Origin of the sequence: Oceanicaulis sp. HTCC2633 (genome assembly GCF_000152745.1) — a bacterium.
Lineage (GTDB): Bacteria > Pseudomonadota > Alphaproteobacteria > Caulobacterales > Maricaulaceae > Oceanicaulis.
The window spans coordinates 157,642-177,072 of the sequence record NZ_CH672428.1; the positions used below are offsets into that span (position 1 = coordinate 157,642).

Annotated in this window: 23 protein-coding genes; 1 reads left to right on the plus strand and 22 read right to left on the minus strand. The window is 65.7% G+C overall.

Going from position 1 to position 19,431, the window contains the following annotated elements; genetic code table 11:
* Nucleotides 1–17: 17 nt before the first annotated feature.
* The gene (locus tag OA2633_RS00800) at nt 18–299 is read left to right on the plus strand and encodes a DUF3892 domain-containing protein (protein WP_009800561.1); all 282 of its coding nucleotides are present in this window, start codon (nt 18–20) and stop codon (nt 297–299) included.
* Nucleotides 300–381: 82 nt separating this feature from the next.
* Here OA2633_RS00800 and OA2633_RS15060 read toward each other — a convergent pair whose 3' ends face one another.
* The 22 genes from OA2633_RS15060 to OA2633_RS00910 all read right to left on the minus strand — a co-directional run bounded on the left by OA2633_RS15060 (nt 382) and on the right by OA2633_RS00910 (nt 19,279).
* Nucleotides 382–747 (minus strand): hypothetical protein, encoded by a 366-nt coding sequence (locus OA2633_RS15060; protein ID WP_009800562.1) that lies wholly within the window; start codon nt 745–747, stop codon nt 382–384.
* A gap of 65 nt (nt 748–812) precedes the next feature.
* A complete protein-coding gene (locus OA2633_RS00810) occupies nt 813–1,073 on the minus strand; it encodes a hypothetical protein (RefSeq protein WP_009800563.1) in 261 nt (86 codons plus the stop codon).
* On the minus strand, nt 1,039–1,431 hold the full coding sequence (locus tag OA2633_RS00815) for a hypothetical protein (RefSeq protein WP_009800564.1): 393 nt from the start codon (nt 1,429–1,431) through the stop codon (nt 1,039–1,041). The genes OA2633_RS00810 and OA2633_RS00815 overlap by 35 nt, the downstream gene beginning before the upstream one ends.
* Nucleotides 1,428–1,616 (minus strand): hypothetical protein, encoded by a 189-nt coding sequence (locus tag OA2633_RS00820; RefSeq protein WP_009800565.1) that lies wholly within the window; start codon nt 1,614–1,616, stop codon nt 1,428–1,430. The genes OA2633_RS00815 and OA2633_RS00820 overlap by 4 nt, the downstream gene beginning before the upstream one ends.
* A 49-nt stretch (nt 1,617–1,665) precedes the next feature.
* On the minus strand, nt 1,666–2,280 hold the full coding sequence (locus tag OA2633_RS00825) for a TIGR02594 family protein (protein ID WP_009800566.1): 615 nt from the start codon (nt 2,278–2,280) through the stop codon (nt 1,666–1,668).
* Between the two features lie 2 nt (nt 2,281–2,282).
* Nucleotides 2,283–2,882, minus strand: a complete 600-nt coding sequence (locus OA2633_RS00830) for a hypothetical protein (RefSeq protein ID WP_009800567.1) — start codon at nt 2,880–2,882, stop codon at nt 2,283–2,285.
* Between the two features lie 387 nt (nt 2,883–3,269).
* The gene (locus OA2633_RS00835; protein ID WP_009800569.1) at nt 3,270–3,503 is read right to left on the minus strand and encodes a hypothetical protein; all 234 of its coding nucleotides are present in this window, start codon (nt 3,501–3,503) and stop codon (nt 3,270–3,272) included.
* A gap of 52 nt (nt 3,504–3,555) precedes the next feature.
* Complete coding sequence (locus OA2633_RS00840; RefSeq protein ID WP_156776020.1) at nt 3,556–4,074, minus strand: hypothetical protein; 519 nt, start codon at nt 4,072–4,074, stop codon at nt 3,556–3,558.
* 5 nt (nt 4,075–4,079) lie between these two features.
* Nucleotides 4,080–5,234, minus strand: coding sequence for a hypothetical protein (locus OA2633_RS00845; RefSeq protein WP_009800571.1), 1,155 nt, complete (start codon nt 5,232–5,234; stop codon nt 4,080–4,082).
* Nucleotides 5,234–6,439 carry a hypothetical protein gene (locus tag OA2633_RS00850; protein WP_009800572.1) on the minus strand — a complete coding sequence of 402 codons (1,206 nt, stop codon included), beginning with the start codon at nt 6,437–6,439 and terminating at the stop codon, nt 5,234–5,236. The genes OA2633_RS00845 and OA2633_RS00850 overlap by 1 nt, the downstream gene beginning before the upstream one ends.
* Nucleotides 6,440–6,449: 10 nt before the next feature.
* Nucleotides 6,450–10,778, minus strand: a complete 4,329-nt coding sequence (locus OA2633_RS00855; protein WP_009800573.1) for a hypothetical protein — start codon at nt 10,776–10,778, stop codon at nt 6,450–6,452.
* On the minus strand, nt 10,771–11,175 hold the full coding sequence (locus tag OA2633_RS00860; RefSeq protein WP_156776022.1) for a hypothetical protein: 405 nt from the start codon (nt 11,173–11,175) through the stop codon (nt 10,771–10,773). The genes OA2633_RS00855 and OA2633_RS00860 overlap by 8 nt, the downstream gene beginning before the upstream one ends.
* Nucleotides 11,172–11,780 (minus strand): hypothetical protein, encoded by a 609-nt coding sequence (locus OA2633_RS00865; protein WP_009800575.1) that lies wholly within the window; start codon nt 11,778–11,780, stop codon nt 11,172–11,174. Before OA2633_RS00865 ends, OA2633_RS00860 begins: the two co-directional genes overlap by 4 nt.
* Entirely contained in the window at nt 11,767–12,399 is a 633-nt protein-coding gene (locus tag OA2633_RS15065) for a hypothetical protein (protein WP_009800576.1), read from the minus strand. The genes OA2633_RS00865 and OA2633_RS15065 overlap by 14 nt, the downstream gene beginning before the upstream one ends.
* A gap of 10 nt (nt 12,400–12,409) precedes the next feature.
* Nucleotides 12,410–14,653, minus strand: a complete 2,244-nt coding sequence (locus tag OA2633_RS00875) for a hypothetical protein (RefSeq protein ID WP_009800577.1) — start codon at nt 14,651–14,653, stop codon at nt 12,410–12,412.
* Entirely contained in the window at nt 14,643–14,975 is a 333-nt protein-coding gene (locus OA2633_RS00880; RefSeq protein ID WP_009800578.1) for a hypothetical protein, read from the minus strand. The genes OA2633_RS00875 and OA2633_RS00880 overlap by 11 nt, the downstream gene beginning before the upstream one ends.
* 59 nt (nt 14,976–15,034) lie before the next feature.
* Complete coding sequence (locus OA2633_RS00885; RefSeq protein ID WP_206740481.1) at nt 15,035–15,433, minus strand: hypothetical protein; 399 nt, start codon at nt 15,431–15,433, stop codon at nt 15,035–15,037.
* Nucleotides 15,434–15,522: 89 nt separating this feature from the next.
* Nucleotides 15,523–16,494 carry a phage tail tube protein gene (locus tag OA2633_RS00890; protein ID WP_009800580.1) on the minus strand — a complete coding sequence of 324 codons (972 nt, stop codon included), beginning with the start codon at nt 16,492–16,494 and terminating at the stop codon, nt 15,523–15,525.
* Between the two features lie 284 nt (nt 16,495–16,778).
* Entirely contained in the window at nt 16,779–17,186 is a 408-nt protein-coding gene (locus OA2633_RS00895) for a hypothetical protein (protein ID WP_009800581.1), read from the minus strand.
* Between the two features lie 116 nt (nt 17,187–17,302).
* The gene (locus OA2633_RS00900) at nt 17,303–17,764 is read right to left on the minus strand and encodes a hypothetical protein (RefSeq protein ID WP_009800582.1); all 462 of its coding nucleotides are present in this window, start codon (nt 17,762–17,764) and stop codon (nt 17,303–17,305) included.
* Nucleotides 17,765–18,029: 265 nt separating this feature from the next.
* Nucleotides 18,030–18,737, minus strand: a complete 708-nt coding sequence (locus OA2633_RS00905) for a DUF6441 family protein (RefSeq protein ID WP_009800583.1) — start codon at nt 18,735–18,737, stop codon at nt 18,030–18,032.
* Nucleotides 18,738–18,937: 200 nt separating this feature from the next.
* Nucleotides 18,938–19,279 carry a hypothetical protein gene (locus OA2633_RS00910; RefSeq protein WP_009800584.1) on the minus strand — a complete coding sequence of 114 codons (342 nt, stop codon included), beginning with the start codon at nt 19,277–19,279 and terminating at the stop codon, nt 18,938–18,940.
* Nucleotides 19,280–19,431 lie beyond the last annotated feature (152 nt).

Sequence of the window (19,431 nt, forward strand, 5' to 3'; positions counted from 1 at the left end):
CTAAGGAGGGCCATAGAATGACAGAGCTGACCGTTACTTGCCATACCCCAGACAATCTAGATGCAGATCGACGCATGCAAGGCATTGGGGGCATGAATGGCTTTCAACGGTGGTACCACCCCATCGACAATGTGATCGCCAACATCGAGTCCGGCTTTCACAGTTACTACGTCGGGCAAGGGCTTTTGCGCGTCCGCGTGCTCGTCAAAGTCAACGCGACATCAGGCCGGAAGTACATCACCACCGACCCGGATGGCCATCGGAACAACAACCTGTTGAGTCTGCCGCATTGTCCGTGACGCAAGTTTTCATGGTAATGAGCGCCTAACGAAAAAGGCCGCCCCAACCGGAGCGGCCTTTCTCTCATCGTGATCGTGAGGATCAGCCGGCCACGCCCATCGCTTCGGCTTCAGAGCGACAGTTCGCCGTCACGGCGCGCTCGAGGGCGTTCACTTCGCCCTTGGCCTGGGCCAGCTCGCCGGACACATCGCCGCCGAATACAGACCCGAGCGGCAGCAGCACCAGGAACACGCCCGCCGCATCCGCCGTCGCGGCATTGTTCTGGCGTCGGGCCAGAGCGTTCTCGCGTTGACGCGCCGCATCAAGCTCGCCCCGGGTGTCTTCACACGTCCAGCCTGCATACTCGGTCGATGAAACGGCGACAGGCGCAACAGAATTCGCGCGTCCGGCGCATGCGGTCAGAAGGGCGCAAGCCCCGATGAGTGCTGCATATTTAAGTGCTTTCATCACAGTCCCCCTGTTCTTTTAAAGCGCGTTTTAGCTCGCACTTTTTCCCGCATTACGCAAGTCGCTTATGACGCGTTTGTGTCAGCGCAACTCGCCTTCCGCGCGGCGGCGGCGACGGCCCAGCCCTCGATCCCCCAGGCGCGGTGACGCGCCAGAAAGGCGGTGAGCCGCGCCTCGGCGCGGATCTCCGCCGGCGTCACAGGCTCGGGATAGGCCGCGCCCTCGGGCGGCAAGGGTTCGGGCGCTGGATCCGCGCACACCTCGGGCGGCGGCGCGATCGGCGCGACCGCTTCAACCGTCCGCCAGCTCGGGCGGACGGGGCTCATACAGCCCGTGCACAGGGACAAGGCGGCGATCGACAGGGCAAGCGTTCTCAGTCCCGGCATAGCGGGCCTCCATCTGGTCAAGGGCGGTTTCATAGACGCGCGCCTGGGCGTCGAGCTGATCAGCGCACGCCGTGCGCTGGCCCGTCACCGAGGCGGCGGCCTGGATCTGTTCGGTCTTGCGGTTCTCCGCCTCGCCCTCGGCGCGGCCGGCCTGCGCCTGGGCGAGCCGGGACTCCTCATAGAGCCTGGCGTGCATGTTCAGGTAAGACGGGGCGAAGGGCGGCGCGCCGATGAACAGAAGCACCGCCGCGCCGGTGATGAAGCCGACGCCGCCGGCAAAGCCGAGGCCCCAGCTCATCCGAACACCCACTCTATGAGCGCCTCAAGACGCGCCCAGAGATAGGGGCGCAGGAACCAGAAGAGGGCGGCGAGGAGCGCCGTCAGCGCGATCGCCCAGCCGCCCCAGCCCAGAAGGGTGAAGAGGCAGGCGATGAAGAACAGAACGAGCAGGCTCTCGCCAACCCGGATCGCATGGCCAAGCATGGTCAGTCTCCTTTGATGTGAAGGGATGAGCGGACGGGCGCGGCGCGGCCTACGCCTCGTTCTCGGTATCGTCAGCGGCGCTGGCGGTAAGGATCATGGGGCGACCCCAGCCGGGATGCCCGCCGGCGACGGGGAGCGGACGGCGCACGCCGTCATAGAGCAGGCGCGCGCGCCGGATCCGCATGATCGAGACGGAATCGGACTGGTTGCCGCCGAGGACGTGGTAGTGGGTCGCGTCCTCGCCCACGTAAAAGCCCACATGCCCCGCCGTGCCGTTCGGGGATCCGCGCCAGAACACCAGCATGTCGCCCACCACGGGCTGGCCCGAGGCCACGCCCGTGCCGAACCGGCGCCAGGCGCGGGCCGACAGGAAGCTCGGTGCGATCTCTCGATGACCGGCGCGATGGGCGCAGATGGCGACAAACAAGCCGCACCAGGGCACGCCGTCATCAATGTAGACCTCACGCACCCAATCGAGATCCGGACGCGCCGTGATCAGCTCATCGCGCCAGGCAATAATCTCGGGATTACTCCCCGCCCCACTCACCTCTTGCACGCCATAAAGCGCCAGCGCCTCGCGCAAGATGGGCGGGCCGGGCACTGTGGCGAGCCAGCGATAATCGAGCGGCAGGCGCCCGGCGAGGGCGTGATCCATGACCGGCATGATCACCCCTCCCCGTTGGAATCAGAGGGCGGGGTCCGGGGCGCAGGGGGCGGCGCCGACGCCGGTGCCCGGGATCTCTGCGCAGCGCCGGCCCGGCGTTGCGCCCAGCCGATCACCAGCCCGGCGAAGGCTTCCTGAGAGCTGGCGCCCGACAGGATCCGGAACACGCCGCGAAAGCCGTCGATCACGGGAACCGCGATCAGCACCAGAAGGAAGTTCGCGACCGGGCCGAAGGCATGGCCGAGCTCGCCCCATTGCTCGAGGAACACATGTACGGGCAAGGAAAAGAACACCCCGCCCGCAAGCCCGATCGCGGCCAGGCCGAGGCGCGATTTCCACTCGCGCAACCGGCTGGCGCGCTGATCCGGCGGCAGCTTGGCATAGGCCCGCCCCCGCGAGTGCAGATCCCCGAATGATCCGCAGGCATAGGCGGCGAGCTCGAGCACCCACCACAGATTCAGCTCCTGCGCGATCGCGCCGACCGATTGCGCCGTGGCGAGCGCGCCCGCCGCCATGACAGCGACGTAAAAGATGACCGGCTCATAAAGCGCCACGATGAAGCGCCACGCGCTCTCCGCCGCATGAATAAAACGATGGGGCATGTCAGGTCCTTTTGACTGTGACGCAGGCATGAAAAAGCCCGCCTGAGCGGGCGGGCTAGACAAGGGATGTTCTCATGATGTTCACTCCCTGCCCCCGACAGAGGACGCGGCGATGAACTGGCGATCAGGATTGCAGTTGAGAGATCATGACCCAGCGGTGCAGGTGGAGCTGTCCTGCCCGCCGGGCGGGTGCGGCCGCCCTAGCCGCTCGATCCGCAGCCTCGCGAGCGGCCGCGATCTCAGCCTTGAGCTCGGCCATCAACTCGGCGTGTGTAAGGTCATCAGGCATAACGCCGGGCTCCCATTGCCATGACGCAGGCACAAAAAAACCCGCCAAGGGCGGGCGAACAAAAGGCTTAATGAGTGAAGGCGGGATGCCCTGACCCGCTACGCCTTGGCTTGAGCCGGCGCCTTGAATTCCAGCCCGAACGCATTGGCCAGCACTTGAGCATGAGCGCGGATCGTGGCGAGTTTCTTCACGCCTTCAGCGCCAACCGGGTCCAGATCATCGCGCTGCGCGGCGGCGATCAGGGGTTTCAAGGCGTCGATCAGCGGCGCCAGTTCTTCGGCGTCATGGGCGGCGGTCTGGGCTTTCAGGTCGGCTTTGGTTTTCTTGGTCATGGTCGTGTCCTTTCTTGGGACTTGGGTTGAATTAAGGGGTTAGAGCTTGGGATCAGGTCGGCTCGATCGCCGCCGCCACGCGATCCGCTTCCGCAATCGCGGCGAGCTGTTCAGGCGATGGCTCGCCGGTTCCGTCGAAATACGGCCCGAAAGCGCCTTCCACATACATGACGTAGAGCGCGGCTTGCGTGTCCGCGTGGTCCATCTCGACCGCTTGCGCAGCCGCAAAATGCTGATCAGCGGCGACAATCACGTCATCCATTGCGGTCACAGGGTCCGCCTCTAGCGCCGCCTTGACCCGGCGCCGCCAGCGCCCGGTTTGCACGGGGCGCAGGAGGCGCAGGAATTGCAGATGCGAGAGCGTCGGCAACCGCGCTGGCGGCGCCGTCCGCGTTGGGCGCGGGCCAGTCGCCCAGCTACTACCCAGCCAGATCACGACTTCGCCTTCGCCCGGCGTTGGGGGCGTCAGATCAGTCTGCACGGCTCTTTCGGGCAGAGGCTTGCGCAAATCGGTGATGACGTGCGGGCCGGAAACCAGCACGCCCATCGTATCGAGTTGATAATACTGCATCACGATCACTCCGCCTTGATGGCCAGTTGCAGGCCGTCATTGGTGTGCTGACGGGCGGGCAGGTGAAATTGAGTGGCGGGATTGTAGCTCTGGCGAGGCTGGGTCCAGATTTGCCCAGTGCTGCCGACAAGTATCCAGTATTCAGGGGTGATTGCCACGCCGCGACTTTGGGAACTCGTTGTCAGGGCTGAAACCGTCAGAGGGCTTGTGCGAACATCAGGGCCTACACGCACCTCATTCGATGCGTGGACCCAATATTCTGCATCGCCATCAAAGACGACCGAATTCACATTAGACTGAATGTTGACATTTAGGCCCGTGGTTTGGGCTATAGCCCACGTTCCAAACGGGTCGGTCGCGGTCGCATAATTCTGACCGTTAAACACAAACCACTGGCCATGGGCGTAATGCGGCTCGCCCCAATCGTTTGCTGTCGTCCCGACGCTTACATCAACCCAACCGGTGAAAAGATCATCGCTGACAAGAATTTTCCCGTCAAAGCCACAAACAACGATCTGTGCGCCATTTGTCCCGAGCGTCGCCACGTTGCCAGATGATACGCCACTAAAGGATAGCAATGTGGGCGTGATTTCCGGGCTCGTGGTATAATAAAGATAAGAGGTTGTGCCACTGTATCTGACCCACACAAGATAATCGCCAAACCTGATCCATTTCGTGAAAGAGTTTGACGTATACCCACTCTTCAGGGTCCAAGTGCCGGTTGGATCAGTCGCGTACCATATATTCGACGGTCCGTTAGCGATCCAGTATCCAGTCACCTCGTCATAAGCGACATATTCGAGGTTGTTGTTCATGAAGTCGGTCGCGTTGCGGGTCCAAGTGCCGGTTGGATCAGTCGCGTACCAAAGGTGTCCTTGATCGCCCACTGCGACGTAGTACCCATTGCCGTAACCAGCAGAATTAAGCGCAACGCTGAAAGAGCTTGAAACGCTGGTGTTTACCGTCCAGACGCCTGTCGGCGCATTGTTAGGCTTCAACCCGATCTGATCGAACAAATCCGGGTAAGCGGACTGCAACAGGGTTTGCGCCGTACCGCGACGGATAAAGCCGGGCGGCGCGGATGCGCCCTGCTCGATGCCAATATGAGCGCCGATGGGCAAGCCACCGCCAGCCCGGTATCCCAGATCAATCTCAGCCATTACAAAAACCTCTGAACAATGCCCGCGCCCGTGGCGAGCAGGGTGATGCGTGAACCGGCGAAGAGCACGGGCGTATCGGCGGCGGTGTCGATCACCTCACCATCAACGATCAGCGTGTTGTTACCGGGTGCGAGGATCACCTTGCCGCCGCCGACAAACAGGTCGCGCCGCCAGCCCGCAGGCCGGTCATCGGGCAAGGTGATCGTGATGGTGCTGTCTGTTGCGCCCGACGCATCCAGCCGCACCGGCAAGGCGGGCGGGGCGATCTCGGCGGTCAGGACCGTGTCAGACGTAAGGACGGTTTCGCCCTCGGCGTTATCGTCGCGCTTCAAAAGCACGTCCCAGGACGGCGACAACTCTTCTGGCGTCACCCCCACAAGGTTCGTAACGCCATCAGCGGCGATGTACGTTTCACCGAACAGGGTGACGATATCGCCCGCCTGATAGGTCGTGCTGGCGTCATAGACGCCCTTGAAGCTGTTCAGCACCGTCCCTGTCAGACCGCGCGGAATATCCAGCTCGAACACCGCATCGAACTCATCGCCAACATTGCGGATCGCCGGGGGCTGATCGGCGGCGATGATGGTGATGGCGCTGATCTGGATTGTGGCGCGGGCGCCTTTGTCGCCCTTATCACCGCGCGGGATTGTGATGCGCAGTTGGGCGGCTTGGGCCGTGCCGATATTCTCGATCACCACATCCGTGCCGGGATTGCCGGTGAGAACTTCGGCCACTTCCAGCGTGCCGGTGTCGCCTTTGTCGCCTTTCTCACCGCGCGGAATCCGAAACACCAATTCGGCCCGGCGCGTTGTGCCGTTGTTGATGACCTCGGGAGCCGCGCCGGGCGCAAGCATGACCACGTCAATCGACACGATTTCAGCGTCATCACCATCCAGAACAACAGACGGCTCGCCCCAGCCCGACGCGGTTTTCGGGCCATAGAACGCCCGTTCATCCACACTAAAGGCCAGCGCCCCCACCCGGCCCTCATCCGCCAGAGGCGGGCCGGATTTGATCAACGCGCCCTCGATCCGCGCGAGGAAATCCACCACGCGAGAGGAGAGTTGTGGGTTGCTGACAGACAGGCCGATCAGGGCGTTGGTCAGCGACAGGATTTCGGTTTCGGCCTCAGCCTCGGTCAACGCGCCCGACGCCACGCCGGACACGACTGCGGCAAGGCCAGATGCAAAGGTTTCATTGCTCATGTCTAATCCTCTAGGCCGTTTCGAACGGGCCGGATGCGTCGGCTCTGATCTTGAGATTGACGCCAACGAGCTGCAGGAATGACCGCATCAGCGTGTCGTTCGGGCTCTCAACAGCGTATCCATTGCTCATCGCGCCGCGGGCGCTGATGACGACCCTGGCGCGGATCGTCTGGGACAGGTCCGCCGTCCATGGCAGGGATTGGGCTGCGTCTTCATCCAGCGGCTCATTGGCGCCATAGGTGTTCGGCACGGCGCCCACATTGCCCGTGGCGCGATGGACGCGATTGGCCTTGTCAAAGACGATATGTGTTTGCCAGATCGAGCCGTTGAACCACTCAATCGCCAACTGATCCTGAAAGAAGAAATAGGCGAAGGTGTTGTTTACGGCGCGGCAGCGATAGCTCAGATCAATATCGACCTCATCGCCAGACAAGACCGTGACGCCCGGCGTCGTCAGCGTCAGGGTGTTGAACTGGGCGGGCGTGCGGGCGCTGACCCCGCTCGACACCAGATCATGCGCCGCCACATAGGCCCGACGCCGACCGCCCAGCTCGCCCGGCGCGATACCGTTGCGGAACAAACCCAGCTCGGTGTCAAACTGCATCTGCCCGTTCGACTTGCGGAAATAGCCGCGCCCATTGTTGGCGAAATCCACCTCGAACGTACGCACATCGCCCGCCGCGTTCGTGGCGTAGAGCACGTTATTGACCGCATCGATAAAGAAGCGCGGATCGTCGATCGTCAGACCCCAGGCGAAACGCTGGGCGTAGTGGCGAATTTCCGAGGCGGCGACGCCGTTGATATCCGAAGCCGCGATCTGCACGCCCGCAGCGCCCGCGCCTGCCGCGACGCCGAGCAACCGCGTGGCCAGCTTGGTGGCGATTTCCGACTGCACTAGCGCCAGATCAGTTGAAACCGCATCAATCTGACCATCCAGCCCGGCTTCCAGCGTGGCGAGCGCCGAGGCCCGCGCCGCGCCAATCGCCGCCTCGACCGCATCCACATAGGTGATCGTGGCGTAGGCGGACAGGTCCGGCGCATCGTCATTGATCTGATCGATCTGTGCTTGCAGGCCCGACACCGCCGTCGCTGAGGCTTGCTGCAAGCTGACTGCGACTGCATCCACGTAAGTGATCGTCGCATAGGCGCTCAGGTCCGGGCCTTCGCCGGTCGGGTCCAGGGCGTCGATCTGGGCTTGCAACTGAGCGACTGCCGTGGCGCTCGCAGCCTGCAATCCCGCCTCGACCGTGTCCACATAATTGATCGTCGCATAGGCGCTCAGGTCCGGGCCGGTGCCGTCCGGGTCGAGCGCGTTGATCTGCGCTTGCAGGCTGTTGATATCAACCGCAATAGCGCTGTTGGCGTCTGCGATGGCCTGCGTCAGTTCGGTCTTGCTGGCATAGCTTGTCAGCTCAGCCGCGAACCCCGCCTCGATCTGGGTTCGTTGCGTGGCGCTCGCCGCCTGCAGGCTCGCCTCCACATTGTCCACATAGGTGATCGTGGCATAAGCGGAGAGGTCCGGGCCGGTGCCGTCCGGGTCGAGCGCGTTGATCTGCGCTTGCAATTGAGCAACCGCACTGGCCCGCGTCAGGGCCTCACTGGCGACGGTCTGCTGCACATAGGTGATCGTGGCCAGCCCCGACAGCGACGGGATGGAATTGCGCACCACGTTGATCTCGGACGACAAGGCGCTGGTGACAGTCTGACGCGCGACCCGTTCGTCATCGATCAGGGCCGTGACCTGGGAGAGCGTTGCGCGGGTCTCAAGCTCGGTGCGGATCGCCGCATCTTCAGCGGCATAATTCGCCGTGACCGCGTCCACGTCGGTCGCCAGTTGCGCCAGAGCGTCAGACAACAGCTCATCCGCACGACCGCGCGCCTGATTGACCGCTGTCAGCACCCCGCCCAGAGACGCGGCGATCTGCACAAGCGCATCATCCGCCCGCCGCTCACGCTCCTCTTGCGCATCCAGCGCCAGCGACATGAGCGCCTCGGCGAGCCGGTTGGCGTCATTAAGAGCGCCCTGCACCACTGACGCCGGGATGCCGCCGACGCTGTCAGCAGATGAGGCGACCATGACACCCGGGATCGCCACACCTTCGACCACCGTCCAGCCGGACGGCTCGCGCCATTGCGCCCAGGTCTGAAGGCCCACATCCACCGTCCGGCCATAAGGGATGGTGTAGATCGTCTTGCCGCCGAGGCGCGGCTCGATCGCGTCGATCTGGGCGAAGCTTGAGTCCGGATCCCCGGCGGGCTTGATGGCGACCAGCACCATCTGGGCCTCGGGGCTGGTGATGGCGTCAAAGCTGACGGTCAGCGCCGGGCGCTTCACCCCGCCTTCGCTTTCCTCGAGCGCCGCGCTCGCCGTGACATTGGAGGGCGCGGCCAGCGCCGGGGCAGTCGCCGCCTCCACATCCACCTGCACGGAGTCCGACCAGTCGCCCTGGTCATCGCGCGGGCCGACCGCGGCGATCTGGAGATCGAGCGCAGCACGGGGCAGATCCGGCGTGCGCAGTCGCACGGTCCAGCCCTCGACTTCATCGCCTTCGATCACATCGCCGCTGATCGCGCTTTCGGTCCAGCCGCCATCAGGCCGGATCCGCCAGCGCACGCGCCAGCCCAGATCCGTGCGCGGCACATCGACCGAGCCCGCCCCGGCGATATCGTATGAGCGAACGGGCGCCGAGAAAGTCAGCACCGCCACCGCCTGACGCTGGCCGCCGAAGCGGGATTCAGTCTCCACCGCGGCGCTGACATCACCCGTGTCGATCACGGGCGGGGTGGACAGTTCACTCTCGGACGGCGCAGGCGGGGCGGCGCCCTCTTCGGCGTCGGGATCGAACGCATCCGCATCCGTGTCATAGAGCGCCCAGTCGATGATGACCGCGCCGCCATCAGAGAAATCAATCTCCAGCGCCTCGACTTCCACGATCTTGCCGCGCAGGAACTCCGAGTTGGGATAGTCCGCCGGGAATTTCAGCCAGCGTTCGCCCATCAGGTCGAGCGCCGGCAGGGACAGGCGCAAGGTTCCGCGCGCCTCGGCATTGCGGCGCAGGGCGATGCGTTTGAGCAGGCGCGTCAGCTGGCCATGGGACTGGACCTGCGTCATGGGCACGCGCTCATAGCGGCGCTTGCCGGTCAGCGCGATCGAGCCCTGATCGTACCAGGGCGCGCCCTCGACCTGGCTGAATTTCTTGTCCGGGTCGGTGTAGAAGCCGACAAAGACATTCTTCAGCTGTTCATCGGGAACGCCGCGATTGATGGCGTGAGCGATCACCCAATCCGAATTGATCTCCACCGCCGAGCCGTCATAGGCGCCGACCTTGATGGTCAGGGCGCCGTCGCCAGTTTCCGACAGCCAGCCATCGCAGGACGCCAGAAAACGCGCGATCGTGTCCGCCGGCTCCTCACCCACGAAATACTCGAAATCGCACTGATAGCGCGGCTCTGTCCCGCCGCCCTTTTTCGGGACGAGTTGGTCACAGGCATTGGCGGCGGCCATCCAGGCGTCCAGATGGGGCGCAATCTCGGTGTCGAAATCCATGCCCAGACCCAAAGCGCGATCCGGTTCTGACGGATCGGGAACCGCCGGATTGCACAGATAGGTGACCATCTGCAGGACCGGATTGCGCGAACCCGGGCTCCAGCCGCGCCAGTTCTCGACCGACTGGCCGGACTGGCGGACGTCGAAACAATACTGGGCGCGATAGACAACCGAGGGGCGCGGCAGGCCCAGCGGATAAACCTTGGGCAGGCGCTCCTTTTTCGGGCCGAGACACAACAGCTCCAGCGCCGCGACGCCGTCCATGCAGTGCTGGGATGACCATTCACCCGGAACCTTGCCCGCCGCCCGGGTGAAGGCGGTCTGGTTCGCGGTCCCCAGACGGGTGTCGATATAGATCGCCTCGAAATACTGCCCCGAGCGCGAATCCCCCTGCACAAAGCCCGCGCCCAGAGGGCCGGTTCCCAGCGACACCGGATCATCATGAAGATAGATCTGGTCGATCCCGGCGATGCGGCCGTCATGAAAAGCCAGCACGTCGATGGAATCCCCGCCCGAGGTGGAATAGAGCGTATAGGCCCCCGCCGAGCGAACCCGGCCAAAGGCGGCGGTGCGCTCGGGCGTGGGCTGGCGCTGCGCGATCCGGCTGTCGGGCGTGCTGACACGGGGCGCGAAGGCGGCATTGAGGGCGGCGCTGGCGCCAACTGTCAGGCCAACCTTGGCGGCGAACACCGCGCTTTTCGCCAGGAAGGCCGCAGCCGCCTTGGAGGCGCCCGCCTTGAGCGCGGTGGAGGCGACGACCTTGAAGATATAGGCGGCGGCGGTTTCAGCCATGAACAACCCTCCACACCTTCAGCGCTTCCACATGCGTGATCACCAGCCCATCCCGGCCCATCCACAGCGCCCATCCGCCGGCGGGCGCGCGCACGGCGCAGACCCGGTTCCGGCGTCCGTCCTGATCGCGTGTCAGCACAAGCCCGACATCGCCGGGGCGCGCCTTGGCGCAGGCAACCACCCGGGCGCCGCAGCCTGCGGCGACGTCCGCCATGACGCGGCGCATGCCGCCGCGTTGCGCCAGCGCAGCGCGCCAGCCCTGTTCAGGGAGTTCGCGCACCCAGGGCGCGGGATGCGCGCCCGTCGCCATTTCCACCCAGTCGGCGGCGAAGGCGGCGCAATTGGCGAAGCGCGCGCCGGCGGCGTGATCGAGCCAGCGCGCGAGATCCGCGCTCACGCCTTGGGCCATTTCTTTTCGACGCCTTCAGACAGCGCCGCCACATTGTCGAAACCGCGATCGCCGGGTGCATCGAGCGCCTGATCGTTCGGGGTCCAGAAAAACGCCTTGCCCTGACGGCGCCCGGTAAAGCGCGAGCCGATGGAGATCGAGACCGTCGAGGTCGGACGCGCCGGATCCCTTCCGTCCTGCTGCACAGACGTGCCGTGCGACACCCCGCGCCGGATCCAGCGAACAGCGCCCACAGGCTGCCAGTGCTTGTCCAGCGGCCAGAGCCCAAAGACGGCCTGACGATTGCGCGCAGAAACGGCTTCGGACTCCGCGAGCGCCGCCAGACGGCCATCTTCATCAGGGGCGCTCAGGGACAGCTCGATCCGGCTGGCCGTGCCGTTGAACAAAGATTCCAGCGTCGGCAGGTCCGGCAAGGCCCCAAGGCCCTGATAGAGCGCGCCATCCACCGTCTCGACCGTATCTGACGGGACGGGCAATTCGCCCGGGCCCGACCAGATCCGGACCGGGTTCGGCGTCGCCAGCCGGAACAGCAGCGCGAAACGATTGCCCGCCTCTCGCATGGCCGTGCGCTGCGCATCGCTAAACAGCGCCATTGATCCGCTCCATATGCTCGCGCCATTCAACGGTCCGGCTCTGGATCACCGTCTCGCCATCCTCTTCCACGGTCGCGGCGTCAGGATTGGCGAGGACCATCACGCAACGCGGATCCGCGATATCAAGCGCGGTTCCGGATGCGGCCGCTTCGCGCAAGGGCGGGCGCACGCTGATCGACCAGACGCCGCCCGATTGCCCCGTCGCGGACTGGATCCGGTAAAAGCGCGCCCCCCAGCCGGGATGATCGATCGTGAAGACATGGCCGCGCTTGAGCGTCCCGCCGCCGGTCACCAGCACGCTCAGCGCCGTGGCGCGGGCGACCGCATCCGTAGACAGGGCGATCGCACTGACACCTTCGGGCGTGGTGATGCGCTTTTTCAGGGGCACGATTACGGGCGTCGAGCCGCCATCGCAGCCATCGATGAAACCGTTCCAGTCGAGCTTCACGGCGTCAGTGCGCAGCGAACACTCTTCCCGCGCGGTCCAGAAGCCGCCGCCCGAGAAATTCGCTGTGGCGATGACACCCGATTTTGACCGCCCGCCAATCACTGCCGCACCGACCAGCGTCGCGCCATGACGTTTGCGTCGCCCGACAAAGGGCCAGACCTCCAGAGCCATGATCCCCCCCCTAGCCTTTCAGGGCGTTGTATTGGGCGAGCGTCTGGCTCACCCCGCTTTGTGTCTGTTTGGCGGCGGCGGCGGAGACCTCGACAGCGGTGTTCGCCGCCGTCTCGCGCACCATCTCCAGAATGACATCCAGCTCCAGCCCGTTCGCGCCCTGGCGTTTCTCGACGCGGGCGCCGCCCGGCGCACCGATCACATTGACGGTGACGTTCGGCTGGGCGCGCTGGCCCAGGCTGGGGCCGATCATCAGGTTTTCACCGTCCGACACGCGGGCGAAGGGGCGGCCATTGAGCGCCAGCACATTGTTATCAATGCCCGGATTGCCCCGGATCATGCCCTCAAAGCCGCGATCAAAACCGGGGAGCCCCTTGGCCCCGCCCGCGCCTGTGAAGCCTTGATTGAACAGGCCTTCCAGAGGGCCAAACAGCGCGCCCGCAATCGGGCCGAGCACGAAACGCTGCATAGCCAGCTCGAGCATGATGCCGAGCATGCGACGGCCCATATTCTCGAAAGCCTCGCCTGCAGACTGGGCGTTCTCGGCGACCAGGCGCAGCTCCCCGCCCATAATGCGCAGGGCGCCGGTCGACAGGTCATCGATCTGGCCGGCGGTGTCCTGCGCCTCTTCGGCCATGCGGCGCAAGCCGCCCAGCGCCCGGCCCGATTGGGCCTGGGCGATCTCATAGGCGCGCTCCTTCGCCTTGTCGGCTTCGGTATTGATCACCGGATTGTCCGCGCCGCCCGGATCGGACGGATCGCCGGGCGCCTTGCCCGGGCGCAGGCGCGGAACCACCCCCGACATGTCGAGCAGGTCCTGCCGCAGGCGCAGTTCACGCTCGAGCGCCGTGACAACGCCCAGCCGGGCGCGTTCCTGCGCCAGAATGGCGGCGATCTGGTCGCCGCTGATCTCCAGCCCCGCCCGGCGAGCGGCGTTGAGATCGCTTTCCAGCTCGGTTAGTTGCTGGACCGGCGTCATCAGGCCGCGGATCCGGGTCTCGATCAGCGCCTCCAGCTCGAGGCGACGCTCGGCGGAGAGATTGGCGTCGTTGTCATTGGATGCGCCGGGCATTTCGGACGGGGCCCGGACATAACTGACGGCGAGATCGGACTCGGCGCGGGCCGTCAGCTCCACTATGCGCTGACGTTCGGCCAAGGCCTCGTTTATCCGCCCCAGACGGTCTTCCATGCGTTCGAGTTCAACGACCGCCATGCGTTGTTCACGCACCAGCTGGGCGCCATCGCCAAGAATGTTGCGATACCGGGTGATCTGCTCTTGCAGCACGTCCGCCTGCAGCTCGAGCTGGGACAGGGTGCGGTCTTCCAGTGCAACCCGGGACAGCAAAAGCGCCGCTTTCTGCTCTTCAAACCGGGCCAGCGCGGTCTGGCGGGCCTCTTCGGCGCCCAGCAGCGCTTGGGACTGGATCTGGCGGGCGCGTTCTTGTCGCAGTTCCGCCGCGGCAATCCGGTCCGCCGCCTCGGCGAAGCGCGAGAGCGCGCCATCGGTCAGCGCCTGATTGGCCAGCTCCGCCTGTTCGCGGATCCGGCTGATCTCATCGCCCGTGCGCTGCAGCAAGGGCGCGGCGTCGCGCAGACCCAGCTTGTCCGCGAGCGCCAGACGACGCGCCGGATCCTCGATCTCGGCCAGACGCTCGAGCACGCGATCGAGCGCCTGTTCGACAGGCAAATCGCTGGCGCCCAGCGCTTCCAGCCCCAGGGCGGACAGACCCTCGCGCGCCTCGCCCGTGCCGAGCGTGCGAAACTCGCCCAGGCGCTTGGCGAATTCTTCCAGCGCGCGATCCGCCTGTCCGGCATCGCCGCGCACCAGACGCAGAGAATCGCGGAAAACCAGCACGCTCTCGGCGCTGACACCCGCAACCCGGGATACATTGGTGATGGACGCAGCAAAGTCCGTGGTCTGGTTGGCGCGCTCCATCAGGACCAGCGCCTCCCGGATCGCCGCCGCCACCACACCGACGCCCGCCGCCGCCGCCAGACCGTATGGCCCCAGCGAACCGAGGATCCGCCCAAAAGGCCCGGCCTCAGAGGCGGCGTCCTTCACCGCATCGCCCAGCTCGACAATGGTCGCCTTGGCGAGCTTGCCCTCGCGCTTGATGGGCTGCATGGCTCGGGACAGATCCCGCCCGACACGCTCGCCCGCCGGGCCAAGCGCATCCAGACGGCGCATCAGCTCTTCCTGACCGCGCAGATCGAGCCGGATGACGACAGACCCGGCCTTTTGATTACGAGCCATCCGCGCCTCCTTTCCCGTCCTGTCGCTCACGCCGCAGGGCGAGGCCTGCCAACAGGCCCGCCTCGGCGGCGTCGATCAGGTCATTGAGTTCGTGGTCGGGCACGTCGGGCAGACGCCGGCGGGCCTCTTCCATGTCGATCCCGTCCACCCCGGCGAAGCCGCGGCGCAGGATGGTTTCGCGCTTGATCAGATCGAGCAGGCGTTGACCGGCCCAGCTATGCGGGGCGTGCTCGACCTGCGGGCAGAGATGGCTGGGCGGATCATCCGGGCCGTCACAGCGCGGATCGCGCACCCGCCCGCCGCTGGCGCAGGCCTCGCCCATTGCGGCGCAGTCGCGGCAATTCTCATCGCCCCCTGCAAACAGGTATTTGCAAAGGGCGCTCAGCCGTTTCCCTCCTGAACCATCGGCCCTACGACCGAGCTGGCCCAGCTCTCAAACCTTGCCGCGACATAAGGGTCGCGCATCGCCGCGCGGATTGCGGGCAAGGTCGGCTCCAGAGCTTCCTGGGTTTCTTCATCGACAAAGCCCGACCAGTCGATCAAAAGCGCCGCCGCATGAGCGGTAAGAGCGATCGCTTCCAGAGCGCCTTCGAGCCGGTCCTGAAGATCGAGGCGGCCCTCCGGCATATCGGCGCCGTAAGCGGCCAGAGTTTCCCGCAGGCGCTCGATATACTCATCTTCGCTTTCCCCTTCGTCACGCCCCGGTACAGCTCGACGCGCCTGCGCCCAAGCCGCGCGATAGCTGGCCGTGGTTGGACGTGAGAGCCTGAAGACAGGCAAACGCCTATCTTTCCCCTTGCCCTCCGCGACGGCGGGGAAGTCCAGCTCTTTAAAGACGCCACGCTTTTGGGTTTTTAGGTTCAAACGCATCACGCACCCGCCGGATAGCTGGCGATGCTGTTGGTCAGCGTCGCGGTGAGGACCGGGGCCGAGGCGGTCTGTTCGCCCCGGAAGGCGTAGGATTCGGTGCGCAGGCCCTCGCCCTCGACCGCGCGCTCGGTGGGCTCGAACCGCATGGCGGGACAGGCCAGCACCAGCTTGGCGTTTGCGCCGAGCTCATACTCGATGGAGAGCGCCGCCGCCGTTTTGGCCCGGGCGATCTCATAGAAGGCGTTGTCCTTCACCCGCAGATCCAGCGTGCCGGTGAAATTGCCGCCAACCTCGGGCGTGAACTCCGCCACCGTGCGGGAGGCGCGCCCGGACGGACGGAAGGGCGTCAGGGTGCGCTGATACCGCACCGTGCCGCCCGTGACATTGGCCATGACCGTGCCGCCATAGCGCAGCACCGCGCCCGGCCCCGCCGGCATGATGGCGCGGGTCAGGGCGTCGAGCGCCGTGCCCAGCGGGCTGGAGGTGAGATCGTCGATATCCGAGCACGGGCCGGAGAAGGTGACCTGACGGCGCCCGGATTCCGGCGCGACGCCGATCTCCATGCTCTGCAGCGCCCAGGTGTGCGCCCTGCGCCATTTCGCGCCCTCGGCCCAGATGATGCTGGCGCCTGGAACCTCACGCTGGCCCGAGGTGAAGACATGCTCATACGGCCCCGAGCCGGAGGGCGCGGCGGCGCCGAGCAGATGCGGCAGATAAAGGCCGAGCTGGCTCATGCACAGCGGCACGGCGAGATCGAGCGACGCCTCGACCAGACCCTCCGCCGGGGCCTGCGCATCCATCACATTGTGAAGGTCCGAGCCGATGATGGGATCATCCACCAGCGGGTCATTCCGCCGGGGCGTCAGCCGGTAATAATCCATCGGCTGATGATCGCCATCAGCGGGAGTGCCCGCCACGGCCTGGGCCAGAATATGGGCGAGCGACAGCCGCCCGACGAGTTGAGCCGTCATGGTGTGTGTCCTTCTAATTTTTGAAGCTTCGCTTTGCTCGACCCGTCCGGGTCTGCGCTTCCTCGGCCTCCGGCCTGCGGTTCCGCGCACGAGCGCGGGCGGCCTTTGGCCTTGCGGGCCGCTGGCGCGGCCCGGTGTAGGTGATGAGCCCTCGGCGGATTTATCCGCCGCTAGCGCGACCGCGCGCCCGCAGCGTTAGCGAGGACCGCAGGCCGGAGGCCGAGGAACTAAAACCCCGGAACCTGCAGGCCCGGACGGGCCGAAGGAGTCAGGGAATGAGAAAACTAACCCCCGATTGCGAGTTCGAGGGCGGTCGGGGCGCGGAAGTCTTCGCCCTCTTTCAGGCCGAGATCGGCGATCTTGCGGTGCGTCAGGCGCACGACCTTGCCGACAGGGCCCAGACCGGAGGCCTTGAGCAGGTAGATATGACGCACGCCGGTCGCCGCCGGGACCGTCCCGGAGGCGGCTTTGTCCGCCTCTTGTTCCGGTTTTGACGGCTCAGAAGCTGAAATGGTTTCAGTTTCTCTGGACGCTTCCGGCTCTGACGCGCCGGTTTCGGGCGCTTCAGACGCGGTCGGCTCGGCTGAAGTTGAAACGGTTTCAGCTTCAGAGGCCGTGTTGTCGAGATCCAGCGCCGGATCAGCGGCAGGCTTGGCGGTGGGTTTAGGCGTGGTGGTTTTCTTTGCGGGCATGGTGATGTCCTTTCGGTTTTGTGTTCCTCGGCCCGTCCGGGCCTGCGGTTCCGGCCATCAGGCCGGGCGGGCGGTCGCCCTTGCGGGGCGCCCTTGCGCCCCGGTTCCCTCACCCCTCACCCCAACCTTGTCAGGCTGTCGAACTCGACCTCGATGGCGATGTCGAGCAGGTTTTCGGGGGCGAAGCCGGACTGCTTGTCCGTATCGCTTTCTAGCGCGGTGACCTGCGCGAAGCTGGCGACGCCGCCCAGAGACCAGTCTGCGGTGATGGCCGCATCAATGGCGCGGGCCATGTCAGACATGAGCGCACGGCGCGCTGCGTCATCCTTCCCGACGCCATGCAGGCCGAGCGCAAAGCTGGCATCGACAAAAAAGGGCGGCGGGGTGGCCAGCTGATCATTGGCGGGCGCGCGGCCCGTGGACATCAGCACCACCCGGAAACGGTTATCACCTTGCGGGTCCGGATCCGCGAGGCTCGGCTCGTCATACTCCAGCGCAGGCGCACCCTCGACGGTCGCCAGGGCGGTGGAGATGACGGACTTCAGGGCCTCGACAATGTCGTCATGGGTAGTGGTCATTTCTTGCTGTCCTTCCTCGCGTCCGCTCGGTCGGTTCCGCGCACGAGCGCGGGCGCGCGGTCGCGCTTGCGGCGGATAAATCCGCCGAGAGGAGATCACTCACACCGGGTCGCGTCAGCGGCCCGCAAGGCCAAAGGCCGCCCGCGCATATGCGCGGAACCGCAGGGGCGGACGCCCCGAGGAACTAAAAACCACGGAACCGCAGGCCCGGACGGGCCGATGAACTAAAATCCCGGAACCTGCAGGCCCGGATGGGCCGAAGGAGTCAGGAAAATCGACGAGAGGTGATCTCTTCGAACGCCCGGGCGAAGCGGGAGAGGCCTTCGCGCCCGATCGCGTCGGCGACGCTGTCCGGGTCGATCCGTTTGGGGATCCGCACTTGCGGGACCAGCACGAACATGACGACGCCGTTCTCGAAGTCGCCGCGCTTGCGGGCGGCGTCAGAGGCGGTGCGATAGCGCGGGTTCTTGCCCCCGCCCATACGGACCCGATCAGCGACCAACAGGGCGAGCTTGCGCCCCGGGATCGCCACATAGCGCAGCTTGCCGAAGCGGCGCTCGGCTTCCGTGATGGCGTGCTTGCGCGCCTGGCGCAGGCGCCCGCTGGTTCCAAAGGACCGGCCCGCCTGCGGCGCGTTCTCGGTCGGGATCGCCAGCCAGAAGCCGGACTCCGACCGCAGGGTCACCCCCTCGGAGAAGGCGCGGATGATATGGGGCGCATTGCTCCACCAGCTGATGGTCGGCGTCAGGGATGCGCCCCGCCGGGGGAAAACCCGCGAGCGCCACGCCTTGGAGACCTTGTCGCCGAGAGCGGGTTCCGTGTCGGCGCGCAGCCGGGTCTTGCCCCAGTCCGCGACCGCGTCCGCCGTCGCCATCGCCGCTTCGGCCAGTTCCTCGACTGTGGCGTCGATGTCGGCAGCCAGCGCCTCGGTGACAGAGACGTCTAAGGAGAACTCGTCAGCGTCGAGACGCATATTGTTGTCTCCTCGGGGCTCCGCCCCTGCGGTCCTCGCTAAAGCTGCGGGCGGCGCTTGGCCTTGCGGGCCGCTGGCGCAGCCCGGTGTAAGTGATCTCACCTCGGCGGATCTATCCGCCGCAAGGGCGAACGCCCGCCCGGCCCGATGGCCGGAACTTGCAGGCCCGGACGGGCCGAAGGAGTCAGGAAAGAACGGCGCTACGCGCCAAAATCGAAGCTGTACTGGCCGACGCTGTCGGGACCAGTCGGGGCTTCGGAGAGGGTCAGGACCGCGCCCGAGGACCGGGTGAAGGTTCCGCCCTTCACGGGCTCGACGCCGGCGGCGAGGAAGGGCTTGCGGAAGGCCGTGCCGGTGCGGCGCGGCGCGCGCATGGCGCCGAAGCCGGAGCCTGCATCCAGCGGTTCCGTCGTGTCATCGAGGATCACCGGGACCGCCAGCACGACGGGAGCACCGCCCGGGCCGGCATAGTCCATCGGCTCGCCAAAGGTCGCGCCCGAGGCCTCGCCGAAGGCGGTTTCAAAATCTTGATCGAAGCTCATTATCTCTGTCCTTCCTCGCGTCCGCTCGGTCGGTTCCGCGCAGGGGCGCGGGCGGCCTTTGGCCTTGCGGGCCGCTAAGGCGACCCGGTGTGAGTGATCACCCCTCGGCGGGCGAAGTCCGCCGCAAGCGCGACCGCGCGCCCGCAGCGAAG